Consider the following 17116-nt stretch of genomic DNA (forward strand, 5'->3'; position numbering starts at 1 on the left):
GCCCACTCTATGTCGCCGGTATTGGCACACCTAGCATGGTGTGGCAGGCCCTAGCCGCCCAACTTTGCGTGCATCTCCCAGATCAGCACCTCCGACGACGTGTGAGCCGTCACCCGCCGCTCGTCGGCGCCGGTGAACCGGACCGCGTCGCCCTCCTCGAGGTCGCCAAGGCCTTCCAGGGTGAGCCGGCCGCGCGGGAGGTAGAGGTGCAGGTAGGGGGCCGGCGGCAGGTGGACCGCGGCGCCGGGCGATAACCGCGCGCCGTGCAGCGCCGCGCTGCGATTGTTCAGGGAAATGGCGGCATCACGCCCGGGTATGCCCGACGCGATGGTTACCAGGTCACAGCTCAACAGTTCCTCGTCAATGTCGTGCTGCTGGTAGCTCGGTGAGCTGGCGGTCTCATCGGGGATTACCCACATCTGCACGAAATGAACTGGCTTTGTTGCCGAATCGTTCTTCTCCGAATGGAGAATTCCGCGGCCCGCCGACATACGTTGGGCCAGGCCGGGGTAGATCACTCCGCGATTACCGGTGGAATCCTGGTGCGTCAATTCGCCCTGCAGTACCCAGGTGACGATCTCCATGTCGCGGTGTGGGTGCGTATCAAAGCCGGTACCCGGTGCCACTAGGTCGTCGTTGTTCACCAACAAAAGCCCGTGGTGGGTATTGTCCGGGTCGTAGTGGTGGCCGAACGAGAACGAGTGCCTGGAACTCAACCAGGATGTCGTGGTGACGGCCCGGTCAGCCGCCCGTCGGATCTCTGCTGTAGCAGGCATCACCCCAGGGTAACTGGGCGGCCCCGTGGGGTCGGCTTGCACCGAACGCGGTGTGGCACTCCCTGTTACAGGGAGCTGGGCAGCCCGAATTTCGCGAACAAGGTGTCGTCAAGAAACGCCACTACATGCGACACCCGGTCGGTCTGCATTTCGAGCACATGCAGCTGAAAGGGGCGGTGTGCCTCACCTGCCCGCATATACATTGCTGCGGCCGGCTGGCCGTTAGCGGACAACGGGATCAGTCGCATATCACCGGGATGCTCGGCGGGGCATTGTTGGTGAATCAGTGTGCCGATTGCTTGTGGCCCTTGATACCAACCGACGTACGGCGGCATTTCCCAGATTGCCTCGGCGGTAAACAGCTGCACCAGGCGGTCGATGTCGTACGCCTCGAACGCAGCGATGTAGCGGGCCAGCAAGTCCTGTGCGTCGGCCGAATTCGGTGCCGCCAGTCGATCGGCGGAGCTAGGCCGGATGGCCTCCAGCTGGGAGCGGGCCCGCTGCAGCAAGCTGTTAACGGCGATCGTGGTGGTGCCGATTGCTTCGGCCACCTCAGCTGACTTCCACTGCAGCACGTCGCGAAGCAGCAGCACCGCCCGCTGTCGGGGTGAGAGGTGCTGCAAGGCAGCAACAAATGCCAATCGCACCGATTCACGCGACCCAACAATGACCGAGGGATCCGCCGGGTCATTGGTGAGATCCGGCAACGGCTCCAACCACGGCACCTCGCGTTGCTCGACCAGCTCTGCAGTCGGGTCGGAGCCCGATCCCCCCAGCCCGGTCGGCAACGGCCGCCGCTGCCGACCCTCCAGGGCGCTCAGACAGGTGTTGGTGGCGATGCGATGCAGCCAGGTCCGTATCGACGACTTGCCTTCGAAACGCTCGTAGGCCTTCCAGGCCCGCAAAAATGTCTCCTGTACCAGGTCCTCTGCGTCATGCAGCGATCCGGTCATCCGATAGCAGTGCGCGAGCAGTTCACGTCGGTAAGGCTCGGCATGGGTGGCGAAATCCCCTCCGCTGCCGCCGGCGCGTTGGGCGTCCGAATTATCAGCGAGCAGACTCACCCAACCGAGCCTACGCATGCTGTCTGACGTCTCACCCGCGAAGCCACTACGCTGCCCGTAATGACTACCACTCGCACTGAGCGGAATTTCGACGGTGTCGGCGGCGTGCGCATCGTCTACGACGTCTGGACGCCGGATACGCGGCCGCGAGCAGTAGTTGTGCTGGCGCACGGTTTCGGCGAACATGCCCTCCGCTACGACCATGTCGCGCAGCGCTTCGCCGAAGCAGGGTTGGCCACCTACGCGCTGGATCACCGTGGGCATGGCCGCTCGGGCGGCAAACGGGTCCTGGTTCGGGATATCTCCGAGTACAACGCTGACTTCGACATCCTGGTCGGGATCGCCACCCGCGAACATCCTGGCCTCAAGCGCATCCTGCTGGGGCACAGTATGGGCGGGGCGATCGCCTTCGCTTATGGCGTCGAACGTCCGGACAACTACGACCTGATGGTGCTATCGGGGCCAGCGGTGGCGGCCCAAGACATGGTGTCGCCGCTGCTCGCGGTGGTCGGCAAGGGGCTCGGCATGGTCGCACCCGGGCTGCCGGTACAGGAGCTCGAGGTCGACGCCATATCTCGGGACCCTGCGGTAGTAGCCGCCTACAAAGACGACCCGTTGGTGCACCATGGCAGGGTCCCCGCCGGTGTCGGGCGCGCGATGTTGCAGGTCGGCGAGACTATGTCCCGCCGGGCACCGGCGTTGACCGCGCCGTTACTGGTGGTGCACGGTGCAGAGGACCGGCTTGTCCCCGTCGACGGCAGCCGCCGCTTGGTCGAATGTGTGGGATCCACCGACGTCGAGTTGCACGTCTATCCCGGGTTCTATCACGAGGTTTTCAATGAGCCGGAGCGTGACCAGGTGCTCGAGGATGTGGTCTGCTGGATCTTGAAAAGGCTCTGACCGGCGTCGCGGCCGTCAGGTACGCAGCAATGTCATACCACTCCCGTAGTTTGGCGCTATGACCGACGACAAAATGCTGGCCCGTATCGCCGCACTGCTGCGTCAGGCTGAAGGCACCGACAACGCTCATGAAGCTGACGCGTTCATGGGCGCCGCGCAACGGTTGGCGACGGCGGCATCCATTGACTTGGCGGTGGCGCGGTCGCATGCGGCCAACCGTTCGCCTGCACAGGCCCCGACCCAGCGCACCATCACCATCGGGACAGCGGGTACCCGCGGGCTGCGGACGTATGTACAGCTTTTTGTGCTGATCGCGGCCGCTAACGACGTCCGCTGTGATGTGGCGTCGAACTCGACGTTCCTTTACGCCTATGGGTTCGCTGAGGACATCGACGCGACGCACGCCCTGTATGCCAGCCTGGTCGTCCAGATGGTGCGGGCCTCGGACATCTATCTCGCGTCGGGCGCGCACCGGCCCACCCCGACGATCACCGCCAGACTCAACTTCCAGTTGGCGTTCGGAATGCGTGTCGGTCAGCGTCTGGCCGAGGCCCGCGATCAGACCCGGCGGGCAGCGACCAAAGACCGTGATCGCCCGCCTGGTACAGCTATCGCGTTGCGAGACAAGGAGATTGAGCTTCGTGACTACTACCGCAGCGCGTCGAAGGCGCGCGGCACCTGGCAAGCCGCCAGAGCGTCGGCAGGCTATTCGTCGGCGGCGCGGCGCGCGGGCGATCGGGCCGGCCGCCAGGCCCGGCTCGGCAACAGTCCTGAGCTGCCCGGCGCGCGGCCCGCGCTGCGCCGGTGACGTTGCCGGATTCAGTGCGAGACTCGCAGCGTGCCAAGGTTTATGCGGCTGAAGAATTCATCCGAACGTTGTTCGACCGTGCCGCCGAACATGGATCACCCGCGGTGGAGTTCTTTGGCGCCCAGTTGACCCTGCCACCGGAAGCACGGTTCGGTTCGGTTGCGTCAGTCCAGCGTTACGTTGACGATGTGCTTGCTTTACCGGCGGTGCGGCAACACTGGCCGAAAACGTCGCCGCTCACGGTGCGGGCGCGGCGGGCGGCCACCGCGGCGCACTACGAAAACCTTGACGGTGCAGGCGTCATCGCGGTTCCCGACGGTAACTGCGCCGACTGGGCGATGCGCGAGCTGGTGGTTCTCCACGAAGTGGCGCACCACCTATGTCAGGCCCAACCGCCACATGGTCCGGAGTTTGTCGCCACCATATGCGCACTGACCGAGCTGGTGATGGGGCCAGAGCTTGGGCACGTGTGCCGCGTTGTATACGCCAAAGAGGGTGTGCGGTGGGCGAACTAGATCCCGACGTGCGGGCGCGCGAGGTCGAGACCCAGATGACCGACGACGAGCGATTCTCGCTGTTGGTCGGGGTGATGGGGGCCGGTGAACTGTGGCCGCTGCGGGATGAGCGCATCCCGCCGGGCATTCCGATGAGCGCTGGCTACGTGCCCGGGATCTCTCGGCTCGGTGTTCCGGCGCTGCTGATGAGCGATGCCGGACTGGGCGTCACCAATCCCGGCTATCGCCCCGGTGACACCGCTACCGCGCTGCCGGCCGGGCTGGCGCTGGCCGCCAGCTTTGACCCCACACTGGCCCGTGCCGCGGGTGACGCGATTGGCCGGGAGGCACGCAGCCGTGGGTTCAACGTGCAACTCGCGGGCGCGATCAACCTCGTGCGCGACCCGCGTAACGGTCGCAACTTCGAATATCTTTCCGAAGACCCGCTTTTGAGCGCCGCCATTGCCGCGGAGTCGATCAACGGTATACAGCAGCAGGGGGTTATCTCGACCGTCAAGCACTACTCGTTGAACTGCAACGAGACCAATCGACATTGGCTGGACGCGGTGATCGATCCCGACGCGCACCGCGAATCTGACTTGTTGGCCTTCGAGATTGCCATCGAACGGTCGCAGCCCGGCGCAGTGATGACGGCGTACAACAAGGTCAACGGCGACTACGCCGCCAGCAACCAGGTTTTGCTCAATGACGTGTTGAAAAGCGGCTGGGGATACCGCGGTTGGGTCATGTCCGATTGGGGCGCAACACCGAGCTGGGAGTGCGCCCTTAATGGCCTCGACCAAGAATGCGGTGCCCAGATCGACGCCGTGTTGTGGCACTCGGAGCCGTTCACCCACCAGCTGCGAAACGCCTATGCCGACGGCAGGCTGCCCAAAGAGCGGCTGTCGGACATGGTCCGACGGATTTTGCGGTCGATGTTCGCTGTTGGGATTGACCGGTGCGACGCCGCGCCGATACCGAATCTAGCTGCGCACCACGAGGTTGCGTTGCGGATCGCACGGCAGGGAATCGTGCTGCTAAAGAACGGCGGGGTGTTGCCGCTGGCCGCCGAGTCGCCCGCGCGCATCGCCGTCATCGGCGGCTATGCACAGCTCGGTGTGCCAACTGGCTGCGGTTCAAGTGCCGTCGTTCCCCCGGGCGGCTACGCGGCAGTGATCCCGATCGGCGGGTCCGGGCTGACGGCCGGGCTACGCAACCTTTACCTACTACCGTCGAGCCCGCTTAACGAGCTAACGAAGCTATTCCCCAACGCGCAGATCGAGTTCGATCCCGGCATCAGCCCGGCCGAGGCGGTGTTAGCCGCGCGACGCGCCGACGTCGCGATCGTGTTCGCGATCCGTGTCGAAGGGGAGGGCTTCGACAGCGCCGACCTATCGTTGCCGTGGGGTCAGGACGCGCTGATCGCCGCGGTTTCGGCCGTCAACACGAACACCGTTGTGGTGCTCGAGACCGGCAACCCGGCGGCAATGCCCTGGCGAGACTCGGTTAACGCCATCATTCAGGCTTGGTATCCGGGTCAGGCCGGTGGTCAGGCCATCGCGGAAATCGTGGCTGGCCAGGTTAATCCGTCGGGTCGGCTGCCGGTCACATTCCCGGTCGACCTCGGCCAGACGCCGCGCCCGAAGCTGCCCGGCCTCGGAGCTGTTTGGGGGACACCGACCGCAATCTCATACTCGGAAGGAGCCGAGGTTGGCTATCGCTGGTTCGCCCAGACGGGCGAGACCCCCATGTTCGCCTTCGGTCACGGCTTGTCGTACACCGACTTCGCGTACCGCGACCTGGTAGTGACTGCCGGCCACACCGTGCGGGCGAGTTTCAGCGTCGTCAACACCGGCGCTCGCAGCGGAGCGGATATCCCGCAGCTGTATTTGACTGACACCCCCGGTGAACAACGGTTGCGGCTGCTGGGCTTCGAGCGGGTCGACCTTGAGCCCGGCGAAACCCGCCGTGTGACGATCGAGGCGGATCCGCGGCTGCTGGCTCGCTACGACGGCAGCGCCGGCCGATGGTGCATCCAGCCGGGTGGCTACACCGTGGCAGTGGGTGCGTCGGCGGTAGCCCTAGAGCTAGCAGCTCACGTCGACCTGGCCGGTCGTGCGTTCGGGCGATGATCGTGATGATCAGCACGGCCCGAACGCATGACCGTCGTGCCAGGGCTACGTGACAGGCACCATGGCGTCGCCGCACGTGCAGCGGTAGGGGTCACCCGACCCTGAGCAGTGACACTCGACCTCGATACGAACTCGACACCCACAACCTTCGTGGCCACAGGTCAACAATGTCCCCGGCTCGTAGCTTGTCATTTGTCTCACCCTTATCTGTGTTGGGGGCTTCGGTGAAGTCCCGGTGATTGACTCCGTTTGGGTTGTCCGGGAATGGGGACAACCACCGGTGCCATTATGTACCCCCTACGGGTACATGGTAAACAACTGGACGTGTGTCGGGTTCTGATCCGGCCGCCTGACAGGGGCGTTCCCGGGAAGTCCCTGGTCGGTTAGCGTTGGGTTGCCCCCATTGCCGTCTCACCGCAGCACGGCTGGGTACGACATCCACCCGGGTGGTGACGGAGACGGCGACGTGGCCGCGATCCGCAAAGGGGGTCACCGGGCTTACCGCAACGGCGCAAATGTGAGACGACGGGTCCTGACGGCCTTTGGAAATAAGTTGACTTCACAGCGCTATCGGGTGCTTTCTGGGGGACCTGATTTTCGTTGCTGCCGTCAGGTCAGCGAGCGTAATCTTAGAGCGGATGGATGGGTTGCAGCGGGCCCACAATGCTTGTTGCATAAGCGCCTTGCTGCATGACAGAAAGGTTGCAAAATGAGTACAGTCCATTCATCAATCGAGCACCACCCCGATTTGTTGGCCCTGCGCGCGAGCTATGAGCGCGCCGCCGAGTCGATGAGTGCGCATGTCACCTTCGGCCTAGCCATGTTGACAGGCCTCTATGCGGCCGCCTCACCATGGATCGTCGGATTCAGTGCGACAAGACGGCTTGCCGGGTGCGACCTCATCGCTGGGATCGCGGTCGCGGTCTTGGCATACGGGTTCGCGACGGCATTGGACCGCACCCACGGTATGACGTGGACGCTGCCAGTGCTTGGCGTTTGGCTCGTCTTCTCGCCGTGGATTCTGCACGGCATCTCGCTGACGGCCGGCATGATCTGGTCAAATGTCATCGCAGGTGCGCTATTAGCCTGCCTGGGCCTGAACGCCACCTACTTCGGTATGCGCACCCGCAACACGGCCTCGCACGGATAGTCCGAAGTTCGTCCAACCAGGCAGCAATTCGCCCGGCTGTGACGGCTAGAGCCGGCCACAGCCGGGCTGGGAGAGGGCTAACCGCAGACCGCGCCGATCGCCGCCGAGCTGACGAGTTTGACGTACTTGGCCAGCACGCCGGTGGTGTAGCGCGGCGCAGGAGGAGTGAAATCCTTTTGCCGAGCCGCAAACTCGGTCGGATCGACCAGCACATCGAGAGCGCGGCCGACCACGTCTAGCCGGACCCGGTCGCCGTCACGCAGGAATGCGATTGGTCCCCCGTCGACCGCTTCCGGAGCGATGTGTCCCACACAAAAGCCGGTCGTTCCGCCGGAGAACCGGCCGTCGGTAAGTAGCAGAACATCTTTGCCTAGCCCGGCGCCCTTGATGGCCCCGGTGATGGCCAGCATTTCGCGCATCCCCGGGCCGCCCTTGGGGCCTTCGTAGCGGATGACTACGACGTCGCCCTTGGCAATGGTGCCGTCCTCGAGTGCGTCCAATGCGGCCCGCTCGCCGTCGAAAACCCTTGCGGTGCCTTCGAACACGTCGGAGTCGAATCCAGCCGTTTTGACCACAGCGCCCTCCGGGGCCAACGATCCACGCAGGATCGTGATGCCCCCGGTCGGATGAATTGGGTTGTGCAACGCGCGCAGCACCTTGCCGTCCGGGTCCGGCGGGGCAATGGCAGCGAGGTTCTCGGCCATCGTCTGGCCGGTCACCGTTAGGCAATCGCCGTGCAGCAGGCCCGCGTCCAGCAGTGTTTTCATTACCACCGGCACGCCCCCGATGTGGTCGACGTCGAACATCACGTGGCGGCCGAACGGCTTGACGTCGGCCAGATGCGGCACCTTCGATCCGATCCGACTGAAGTCCTCGAGTGACAACGCGACGTCGGCCTCGTGGGCGATGGCCAGTAGGTGCAGCACCGCGTTGGTCGAGCCACCGAACGCCATCACTACCGCGATCGCGTTCTCAAACGCCTCCTTGGTAAGGATGTCGCGAGCGGTGATACCGCGATGCAGCAGCTCGATGACGGCCTGACCGCTGCGCCGCGCGAAGCCGTCCCGACGGCGGTCTGTTGCCGGCGGCGCCGCGCTGCCCGGCAAGGACATGCCCAGCGCCTCTGCTGCGCTGGCCATGGTGTTGGCGGTGTACATGCCGCCGCATGCCCCCTCGCCGGGGCAGATAGCCCGCTCGATGGCGTCGACATCTGCGCGGGGCATCAATCCGCGAGAACACGCGCCGACCGCTTCGAACGCGTCGATGACCGTGACCTCGCGTTCGGTGCCGTCGGAGAGCTTGGCTCGTCCGGGCAAGATCGAGCCGGCGTAGAGGAATACCGCCGCAAGATCGAGACGTGCGGCGGCCATCAGCATTCCGGGCAGTGACTTGTCGCAGCCAGCCAAAAGCACTGAGCCGTCGAGGCGTTCGGCCTGCATCACGGTTTCGACGCTGTCCGCGATCACCTCGCGAGACACCAGTGAGAAGTGCATCCCCTCGTGACCCATTGAGATGCCGTCGGACACCGAGATCGTCCCGAACTCAAGCGGATAGCCGCCCGCCGAGAACACCCCCTCCTTGACCGCCTTGGCCAGTCGGTCCAGTGAGAGATTGCACGGCGTGATTTCGTTCCATGATGACGCGACCCCGATCTGCGCCTTGGCGAAGTCGTCATCGTCCATGCCGACCGCGCGCAACATGCCACGAGCAGCGGCCTTCTCCAAGCCGTCGGTGACGTCACGACTGCGGGGTTTGATATCAGGGGCCATCGTCCTAGTATGCGCGGGGCACGCGTACTCGAAATCAGCGGGTAATACCCCTTCGGGGTATGAGGTATGCTGGATAATTGGCGATCACGGCGCCGCTGCCAGCCGATTGCAACCATGAACCAGACGTTGAGCGCGTTATTGGCAGACCTAGAGGGGCTAGAGAGGGTACGGCGAGGAAAGATGACGACTGAATACGGATATTCGCAGCAGAAGGACAACTACGCGAAAAGGCTGCGACGCATCGAGGGGCAAGTGCGTGGCATCGCGCGGATGATCGACGAGGACAAGTACTGCATCGATATTCTCACCCAGATCAGCGCCGTCAGTAGTGCATTGCGGTCGGTGGCGCTGAATCTGCTCGACGAGCACCTGGAACACTGCGTCAGCCGCGCTGTTACCGAGGAGGGGCCGGAGGCCCCGGAAAAGGCTCGAGACAAACTTGCCGAAGCCTCGGCCGCCATCGCACGCCTTGTTCGTTCCTGATCTGTGCGTACGGTGGGGACAACGTGATCCTGCCCAGAACTGCCACCCACGAAATAGGCAAGCCTGGCCAAATCCGCACCCCACCTGATGACTACCGCCGCCGCCACTGCTGCCATACGACCCTGGACGCCACGGATCGCCGCGCAGCTTGCAGTGCTGGCCGCCGCGGCCTTCATCTATGTCACCGCGGAAATTTTGCCTGTGGGCGCGATATCGGTGATCGCGCGGAACCTCAACGTCAGCTTGGTCCTAGTTGGCACCCTATTGTCCTGGTATGCGCTGGTAGCTGCTCTGACGACCGTTCCGTTGGTGCGCTGGACGGCGCACCTGCCACGCCGGCAGGCACTGATGCTCAGCCTGGTGTGCCTGACCGTCTCACAACTGATCTCTGCGCTGGCGCCCAACTTCGCGGTATTGGCCGCTGGACGGGTGCTCTGCGCGGTTACCCACGGCCTACTCTGGTCGGTGATCGCCCCAATCGCGACCCGGTTGGTGCCGCCCAGCCACGCCGGACGTGCCACGACGTCGATCTACGTCGGAACCAGCCTGGCGCTGGTAGTAGGCAGCCCGCTCACGGCGGCCATGAGCCTGATGTGGGGCTGGCGGTTAGCGGTGGTGTGCATCACGGTTGCGGCGGCCATCGTCACGCTGGCCGCGCGCATCGTTTTGCCTGAGATGGTGCTCACGGCGGATCAGCTTGAGCGCGTCGGCCCCCGGGCACGCCATCACCGCAATCGGCGGTTGATCACGGTGAGCCTGCTCACCATGGTCGCTGTCACCGGCCATTTCGTTTCTTACACCTTCATCGTGATGATCATCCGCAACGTCGTCGGTGTGCGTGGGCCGAATCTTGCCTGGTTGCTGGCCGCGTACGGGGTCGCGGGCTTACTGGCCGTGCCCCTGGTGGCGCGGCCGCTGGACCACCGGCCCAGGGGCGCCGTCATCTTGTGTCTGGCCGGCCTGACAACCGCGTTCGTCGTGTTGACCGCACTGGCGTTTGGCGGCCACTGCTCGGCAGCGACGGCCCTGTTCGGAACGGCGGCGATTGCGCTCTGGGGCGCTATGGCCACCGCCGTTTCGCCGATGCTGCAGTCCGCGGCGATGCGCAATGGCGCCGACGACCCCGACGGTGCGTCAGGGCTGTACGTGACGGCGTTTCAAGTGGGGATCATGACCGGCTCGCTGGCGGGTGGGTTGTTATACGAGCGCAGCGTGACGATGATGCTGATAGTCTCGGCGGCCCTGCTGGGCTTCGCCTTAGTCGGTATGGCGGCTAATCGGCAGCTGCTGGACGTTCCGGTGATTACGTCACACGACGACTAACGTCGCAGTTCAGCGACGTGAATTGAGCCGTCAATCGGCTTTTCCGGGGTCGCCAAACAGGTAGCTGGCCGGCGTGCTATGCCACACTGGCAGAAGCATGTGACTGGAGGGATGCATATGTCGCGCTGGACCAGAGGCAGGACGCGGGGAAGCCTGCTCGCCCCCCGGAACATAGCCGGGCTGGTCTCGGTGTCGGTGCTGATGCTGGTGCTCAGCACCGGCATTGCCGTGGCAGACCCGGACCCGTCCGCCGGCGACCCAGGCGCGGCCGCGGCGCCCCCTGGCCCGCCGGCGCCACCTCCCTTGCCGGACTGGTTGGCGCCACCGCCGCCCCCGGACCCGCTGGGCCTGTCGGTGGCACTTGGTCCGGTGGCTGGGCAGGATCCGACACCGTTTATCGGCGTGCCGCCATTCCGGCCGCCGACGTTCAACCCCATCAACGGTGCAATGGTCGGTGTGGCCAAGCCGATCATCATCAACTTCCCGGGGCCGGTCGATGACGCGGGAATGACCGAAAGAGCCATCCACATTTCGTCGGTTCCGCCTGTGCCGGGCAAGTTCTACTGGATGAGCCCGACTCAGTTGCGCTGGCGCCCGATCAACTTCTGGCCCGCCAACACCGTGGTGAACATCGACGCGGGGGGCACCACGTCGAGCTTTCGGACCGGTGATGCGCTGGTGGCCACGGCCGACGACGCTACGCACCAGATGACGATTACGCGCAACGGGGTTGTGCAGCAAACCTTCCCCATGTCGATGGGGATGGCGGCGGGCCACCACCAGACCCCGAACGGCACGTACTACGTGCTGGAGAGGATGCCGTCGGTGGTGATGGATTCCTCGACGTATGGGGTTCCGGTTAACTCGTCGTGGGGCTACAAGGTGACCGTCACCGACGCCGTCCGCATCGACAACAGCGGTAATTTCGTGCACAGCGCACCGTGGTCGGTCGACGATCAGGGCAAGCGCAATGTCAGCCACGGCTGCATCAACCTCAGCCCCAGCAACGCGAGGTGGTTCTACGACAACTTCGGCAGCGGTGATCCCGTCGTCGTGAAGAATTCCGTCGGGAGTTACACACAAAACGACGGCGCTCAGGACTGGCAGATGTAACGGTCGCCCCGGGCGCCCGCCCACCGAGTGTGAATCTCGCGACGGTCTCACGGCGTGTCGCGTCGTCAGATTCACACTCGGCGAGCACTTGCCGCCAGAGTGGGCGGCTTTGTGCGTGCTGATGCGCGTGGCGCCCTGTTATGTATAGCATCATATATAGATCTGGGCCCTTAAGGAGCGGCGATGCCAAGCCCACGCGAACGGATGGTCATTTCGACTGCGTTGCTGGTCAGGGAGCGCGGCGCGCACGCCACCGCGATCTCCGACATCCTCGAGCACAGTGGCGCACCGCGAGGCTCGGCGTATCACTACTTCCCAGGCGGGCGAACACAACTGCTCTGCGAGGCAGTCGATTTCGCGGGTGACCACGTCGCGGCCTTTATCGCCAAGGCCGAGGGCAGCCTCGAACTCTGGGACGCATTGATCGAGAAGTACCGCCAGCAGCTGCTTGGCAGTGACTTCCGCGCCGGCTGCCCGGTGGTGGCTGTCTCGGTCGAAGCGGGCGACGAACAAGACCGTGCGCGGATGGCTCCGGTGGTCGAACACGCGGCGGCGGTGTTCGACCGATGGTCAGACCTGATCGCGCAGCGTCTCAGCGCCGACGGCATGGCGCGCGACCGTGCCCACGAATTCGCGGTACTGGCGACCTCGTCGCTCGAGGGCGCAATCCTGCTGGCCCGGGTGCAGCGCGATCTGAAGCCCCTGGATCTCGTTCACCGCCAACTGCATCGACTGCTCGTGGCTGAGCTTCCGGAAAGGAATCCGCAATGACTACCACCGGCTGGCAGCCCACCGCCTGCATCCTTTGCGAATGCAACTGCGGCATTGTCGTGCAGGTCGAGGGGCGCAAACTGGCGCGCATCCGCGGCGACAAGGCGCATCCGGGGTCGCAGGGTTACACCTGCAATAAGGCGTTGCGGCTAGACCACTACCAAAACAACCGCGCTCGCCTGACCTCGCCGATGCGCCGCCGTCCTGATGGCAGTTTCGAGGAGATCGACTGGGACACTGCGATTGTCGAGATTGCCGAGGGGTTCAAGCGCATCCGCGACACATATGGCGGCGACAAGATCTTCTACTACGGCGGCGGCGGGCAGGGCAATCATCTGGGTGGGGCCTACAGTGGCGCATTTCTGAAGGCCCTGGGCTCTCGTTACCGATCCAATGCGCTGGCACAGGAGAAAACCGGCGAAGCGTGGGTCGATGCACGGCTGTATGGCGGCCACACGCGAGGTGAGTTCGAGCACGCCGAGGTGTCGGTGTTCGTGGGCAAGAATCCGTGGATGTCGCAGAGTTTCCCCCGGGCCCGGGTGGTGCTCAACGAGATTGCCAAAGACCCGGCTCGCTCGATGATCGTCATCGACCCTGTCGTCACCGACACCGCAAAGATGGCGGACTTTCACCTGCGGGTGCGACCTGGAGCCGACGCCTGGTGTCTGGCCGCCCTGGCCGCCATCCTTGTACAGGAAAATCTTTGCGACGAAGCATTTCTCGCTGAGCACGTACACGGCGCCGACGTCGTCCGCGACACCCTGCATGCGGTTTCGGTCGCCGACTACGCCGCGCACTGCGGGGTGGACGAAGAACTGTTGCGGGCCGCCGCGCGCTGCATCGGCACCGCCGCCAGCGTTGCGGTGTTCGAAGATCTCGGAATTCAGCAGGGACCGAACAGTACGCTGTGCTCCTATTTGAACAAGCTGCTGTGGATCCTCACTGGCAACTTCGCGAAAAAGGGCAGTCAGCACTTGCATTCGTCTTTCGCTCCGCTGTTCAGCACGGTGTCTGGCCGTACGCCTGTCACCGGCGCGCCCATCATCGCCGGGCTGATTCCCGCCAATGCTGTCCCCGAAGAGATCCTCACCGATCATCCGGACCGGTTCCGGGCCATGATCGTCGAAAGCGGCAATCCCGCCCATTCGCTGGCCAACTCGGCCGCCTGCCACGAGGCGTTCCAGGCATTGGAACTGATGGTGGTTGTCGACGTTGCGATGACTGAAACCGCCCGGCTCGCCCACTACGTGCTCCCCGCGGCCTCCCAGTTCGAGAAGCCAGAAGCCACCTTCTTCAATTTCGAGTTCCCGCGCAACGGCTTTCAGCTGCGTCGGCCGCTATTGGAACCATTGCCAGGAACGCTGCCCGAACCGGAGATTTGGGCTCGGCTGGTGCGGGCACTTGGCGTCATCGACGACGCGGACCTGCGGCCGCTGCGAGAAGCCGCCCAGCAGGGCCGTCAGGCGTATACCGAGGCGATCCTGGGGACGGTGGCCACCAATCCGACCGTCGCGAAATTGCTGCCCTACGTGCTCTATGAAACACTCGGGCCGACGCTGCCGGACGAGTTGGCCGGGGCGGCCGCCCTGTGGGGGCTCGCGCAGAAGACGGCGCTGACCTATCCCGATGCTGTTCGGCGCGCCGGCTACGCCGACGGCAATGCGCTGTTCGACGCGATCCTGGCCAGTCCGTCCGGAGTCACCTTCACCGTCCACAACTACCAAGACGACTTCGCTTTGGTGAGCCACGCCGACCATAAGATCGCCGTGGAAATCCCGGAAATGCTGAATGAGCTAAAGACGTTAACCACAGCGCCACCCCAGCTGACCACTTCGGAGTTTCCTGTCGTGCTGTCGGTGGGTGAGCGGCGCGCCTACACGGCCAACGACATCTTCCGGGACCCGTCTTGGCGCAAACGGGATGTCGACGGTGCGCTACGGGTCAGCGTCGAAGATGCGCACGCTCTCGGGCTCACCGGCGGGGGACGTGCCCGGATCACGACCGCCGCCGGCAGTGCCGAAGCGACCGTCGAAATCACCGAGACCATGCTTCCCGGACATGCCGCGCTGCCCAACGGATTTGGGCTCGACTACACCGACGACAACGGCAACGTACTTATCCCGGGCGTCGCTCCGAACACACTCACGTCCACCGAATGGCGAGACCCTTACGCGGGTACGCCCTGGCACAAGCATGTGCCCGCGCGGATCGAGGCGCTGGCAGCAGTCAGTTCCAGATCCTGACCCGGCGTTGCGGTTCCAGGAATAATGCGTCGTTTTCGGTTACGTCAAAGGCGTCGTAAAAAGCATCAACATTACGGATAACACCGTTGCACCGGAACTCTGGCGGTGAATGCGGATCCACCGCTAACCGCCGGATTGCCTCGGCGTCTCGGGATTTGGTCCGCCACACCTGCGCCCAGCCGAAAAACACGCGCTGCACGCCGGTGAGACCGTCGATAACGGGAGCCGGTTGGCCGCTGCGCGACAGCTGGTAGGCCAACAGCGCGATGGACAGCCCGCCCAGGTCGCCGATGTTCTCGCCGACGGTGAAAGCGCCATTCACGTGGTGTTGCTGGTCTTGTCCGTCGAGCCCCCGAGGCGTGTACACCTCGTATTGTTCGATGAGCGCCTTGGTGCGGGCGCCGAACTCCGTGCGGTCGTCGTCGGTCCACCAGTCGACCAGGTTGCCGTCGCCGTCGTATTTGGCGCCCTGGTCGTCGAAGCCGTGCCCGATCTCGTGTCCGATCACCGCCCCGATCCCACCGTAGTTGGCGGCGTCGTCGGCCTCGGCGTCGAAGAACGGTGGCTGCAAAATAGCTGCGGGGAACACGATTTCATTCATCCCTGGGTTGTAATACGCGTTGACCGTCTGCGGCGTCATAAACCATTCGTCACGATCCACCGGGCCACCGAGTTTGGCTAGCTCACGATCGTGGTTGACCGCGTACCCGCGTTGGCAGTTGCCGTAGAGGTCGTCCCGGTGGATTACCAGCTTGGAGTAGTCCCGCCACTTCTTCGGGTAGCCGACCTTGGCGGTGAACTTAGTTAGCTTGCTCAGCGCGCGCTCTCGGGTCTGTGGCGTCATCCAGGCCAATTCGCTGATGCTGAGCCGGTAGGCTTGTTGCAGGTTGCCCACTAGGGCGTCGATTCGGGCCTTGGCGTTTGGCGGGAAATGTCGCTGCACGTAAAGCTTTCCGACGGCATCGCCCATGAGGTTCTCCACCAGCGAAACCCCTCGCTTCCAGCGGTCACGGATTTGCTCGGTGCCGGTCAGCAAGCGGCCGTAGAAATCGAAGTCCGCGGCAACCAGGTCGTCGGTCAGCCAGGGTGCGCGGGCGCGGATCAATCGCCAACGCGCCCAGCACTTCCAGTCTTCGAGGTGAACGCTTTCCCACAGCGCGGCGAACGCGGTGAGGTAATCAGGTTGGCGCACAACTAATTCGGCGACCGAGTCCGGCGTGCTGCCCAGCGCCCTCACCCAGCCGGCCCAGTCGAAGCCCGCCCCGTCGCTTTGTAGTTCAGCGAACGTGCGCAGGTTGTAGGACAGGTCGGCATCGCGGCGCTTGACTACATCCCAGTGTGCGGCGGCAAGTTCGGTCTCCAACGCCACGATGCGAGCAGCGGTCTCGCCGTGGGCCCCGGGATCTTCGGGGTGTTCGCCCCGATACACCAGGCTAAACATCCGGGCGATGTGTCCGGGGTAGGCCGCCAGCACCTCGGCGTGCTGCTCATCGCGGAAATAGGACTCGTCGGGCAATCCGATGCCGGATTGGCTGAAGTGCACCAGGTAACGGGTCGAATCTTTGGAATCGGTATCCACATAGACTGCGACGCCGCCACTCACCCCGGTGCGTTGCAGCGCGCCGAGGACGGCGGCCAAATCGGAGGCATCGGCGGCGTTATCGATCATGGCCAACTCGTCCAACAGCGGTTGGGTCCCCCTGCGTTCGACGGTTTGCTCGTCGAGGAAGCTGGCGTACAGGTCACCGATGCGCTGTGCGTCGGCCTCCGCGGTCGCGCCCGCCGCGGCTTTCCTGCTGGCTTCTGCGATCAAGTCGCGCACCTGCTCTTCGGTCTGGTCGAACAGGTGCCGGAAGGCGCCGTCGGTCGCCCGGTCGGCGGGTATCTCGTAGTCGGCCAGCCAGCGGCCGTTGACATGACCGAAAAGGTCGTCTTGGGGTCGGGTATTGGCGTCGACATAGCTGAGATCGATGCCCGAACGGATGGCCTCTACAGTCACGCCGCCATCTTTCCATTTTTTCGGCTACGACTTGAGACGGCCTGGGACCGTGCCTACTCGTGAACTGCCCTAGGACGCCGGGTACCCTCGC

The 17116-nt window shown here is 64.3% G+C and carries 14 protein-coding genes and 1 pseudogene; 10 read left to right on the plus strand and 5 right to left on the minus strand.

Going from position 1 to position 17116, the window contains the following annotated elements:
- Positions 1-50 precede the first annotated feature (50 nt).
- Positions 51-776, minus strand: coding sequence for a pirin family protein (locus tag B586_RS01135; protein WP_047314461.1), 726 nt, complete (start codon positions 774-776; stop codon positions 51-53).
- Positions 777-841: 65 nt separating this feature from the next.
- A pseudogene (locus B586_RS01140) lies at positions 842-1953 on the minus strand (sigma-70 family RNA polymerase sigma factor).
- On the opposite strand from B586_RS01140, the gene B586_RS01145 reads away from it, so the two are divergent.
- From B586_RS01145 to B586_RS01160, 4 genes are read left to right on the plus strand one after another with little or no spacing between them, the layout of a single operon-like run.
- Complete coding sequence (locus B586_RS01145) at positions 1901-2740, plus strand: alpha/beta hydrolase (protein ID WP_047314459.1); 840 nt, start codon at positions 1901-1903, stop codon at positions 2738-2740. The pseudogene B586_RS01140 and the gene B586_RS01145 sit on opposite strands and share 53 nt — an antisense overlap.
- 58 nt (positions 2741-2798) lie before the next feature.
- Positions 2799-3548: a DUF2786 domain-containing protein gene (locus tag B586_RS01150; protein ID WP_047314458.1), complete on the plus strand. Its 750-nt coding sequence runs from the start codon at positions 2799-2801 to the stop codon at positions 3546-3548.
- A complete protein-coding gene (locus B586_RS01155) occupies positions 3545-4063 on the plus strand; it encodes a TIGR04338 family metallohydrolase (RefSeq protein ID WP_054878936.1) in 519 nt (172 codons plus the stop codon). Before B586_RS01150 ends, B586_RS01155 begins: the two co-directional genes overlap by 4 nt.
- A 35-nt stretch (positions 4064-4098) precedes the next feature.
- Complete coding sequence (locus tag B586_RS01160; RefSeq protein ID WP_054880782.1) at positions 4099-6174, plus strand: beta-glucosidase; 2076 nt, start codon at positions 4099-4101, stop codon at positions 6172-6174.
- Positions 6175-6219: 45 nt separating this feature from the next.
- Here B586_RS01160 and mymT read toward each other — a convergent pair whose 3' ends face one another.
- Positions 6220-6381, minus strand: coding sequence for a copper-binding metallothionein MymT (mymT, locus tag B586_RS19725; protein WP_156166421.1), 162 nt, complete (start codon positions 6379-6381; stop codon positions 6220-6222).
- Between the two features lie 502 nt (positions 6382-6883).
- Here mymT and B586_RS01165 point away from each other — a divergent pair.
- On the plus strand, positions 6884-7324 hold the full coding sequence (locus B586_RS01165; RefSeq protein ID WP_047314456.1) for an SPW repeat protein: 441 nt from the start codon (positions 6884-6886) through the stop codon (positions 7322-7324).
- Between the two features lie 77 nt (positions 7325-7401).
- Here the strand turns inward: B586_RS01165 and ilvD are convergent, their stop codons facing one another.
- Positions 7402-9093 (minus strand): dihydroxy-acid dehydratase, encoded by a 1692-nt coding sequence (gene ilvD / locus B586_RS01170; protein WP_054878935.1) that lies wholly within the window; start codon positions 9091-9093, stop codon positions 7402-7404.
- Positions 9094-9273: 180 nt separating this feature from the next.
- On the opposite strand from ilvD, the gene ricR reads away from it, so the two are divergent.
- From ricR to B586_RS01195, 5 genes are all read left to right on the plus strand, one after another.
- Positions 9274-9576, plus strand: a complete 303-nt coding sequence (gene ricR, locus B586_RS01175) for a copper-sensing transcriptional repressor RicR (RefSeq protein ID WP_047314577.1) — start codon at positions 9274-9276, stop codon at positions 9574-9576.
- An 87-nt stretch (positions 9577-9663) separates the two neighbouring features.
- Entirely contained in the window at positions 9664-10899 is a 1236-nt protein-coding gene (locus tag B586_RS01180; protein ID WP_054878934.1) for an MFS transporter, read from the plus strand.
- Positions 10900-11016: 117 nt separating this feature from the next.
- Positions 11017-12012: a L,D-transpeptidase gene (locus B586_RS01185; RefSeq protein WP_054878933.1), complete on the plus strand. Its 996-nt coding sequence runs from the start codon at positions 11017-11019 to the stop codon at positions 12010-12012.
- Between the two features lie 183 nt (positions 12013-12195).
- On the plus strand, positions 12196-12783 hold the full coding sequence (locus B586_RS01190; RefSeq protein WP_054878932.1) for a TetR/AcrR family transcriptional regulator: 588 nt from the start codon (positions 12196-12198) through the stop codon (positions 12781-12783).
- Positions 12780-15026 carry a molybdopterin-dependent oxidoreductase gene (locus B586_RS01195; RefSeq protein WP_054878931.1) on the plus strand — a complete coding sequence of 749 codons (2247 nt, stop codon included), beginning with the start codon at positions 12780-12782 and terminating at the stop codon, positions 15024-15026. Before B586_RS01190 ends, B586_RS01195 begins: the two co-directional genes overlap by 4 nt.
- On the opposite strand, the gene B586_RS01200 is transcribed toward B586_RS01195, so the two are convergent.
- Positions 15010-17025 carry a M13 family metallopeptidase gene (locus tag B586_RS01200; RefSeq protein ID WP_054878930.1) on the minus strand — a complete coding sequence of 672 codons (2016 nt, stop codon included), beginning with the start codon at positions 17023-17025 and terminating at the stop codon, positions 15010-15012. The genes B586_RS01195 and B586_RS01200 overlap by 17 nt on opposite strands.
- Positions 17026-17116 lie beyond the last annotated feature (91 nt).

Origin of the sequence: Mycobacterium haemophilum DSM 44634 (genome assembly GCF_000340435.2) — a bacterium.
In the GTDB taxonomy this organism is placed as follows: Bacteria; Actinomycetota; Actinomycetes; order Mycobacteriales; family Mycobacteriaceae; genus Mycobacterium; species Mycobacterium haemophilum.

Bases quoted from the DNA above. Each gene is read 5' to 3' on its own strand.
- B586_RS01135 (WP_047314461.1), bottom strand. From the start codon at position 776: ATGCCTGCTACAGCAGAGATCCGACGGGCGGCTGACCGGGCCGTCACC.
- B586_RS01145 (WP_047314459.1), top strand. From the start codon at position 1,901: ATGACTACCACTCGCACTGAGCGGAATTTCGACGGTGTCGGCGGCGTG.
- B586_RS01150 (WP_047314458.1), top strand. From the start codon at position 2,799: ATGACCGACGACAAAATGCTGGCCCGTATCGCCGCACTGCTGCGTCAG.
- B586_RS01160 (WP_054880782.1), top strand. From the start codon at position 4,099: ATGACCGACGACGAGCGATTCTCGCTGTTGGTCGGGGTGATGGGGGCC.
- B586_RS01165 (WP_047314456.1), top strand. From the start codon at position 6,884: ATGAGTACAGTCCATTCATCAATCGAGCACCACCCCGATTTGTTGGCC.
- ilvD (WP_054878935.1), bottom strand. From the start codon at position 9,093: ATGGCCCCTGATATCAAACCCCGCAGTCGTGACGTCACCGACGGCTTG.
- ricR (WP_047314577.1), top strand. From the start codon at position 9,274: ATGACGACTGAATACGGATATTCGCAGCAGAAGGACAACTACGCGAAA.
- B586_RS01180 (WP_054878934.1), top strand. From the start codon at position 9,664: ATGACTACCGCCGCCGCCACTGCTGCCATACGACCCTGGACGCCACGG.
- B586_RS01185 (WP_054878933.1), top strand. From the start codon at position 11,017: ATGTCGCGCTGGACCAGAGGCAGGACGCGGGGAAGCCTGCTCGCCCCC.
- B586_RS01190 (WP_054878932.1), top strand. From the start codon at position 12,196: ATGCCAAGCCCACGCGAACGGATGGTCATTTCGACTGCGTTGCTGGTC.
- B586_RS01195 (WP_054878931.1), top strand. From the start codon at position 12,780: ATGACTACCACCGGCTGGCAGCCCACCGCCTGCATCCTTTGCGAATGC.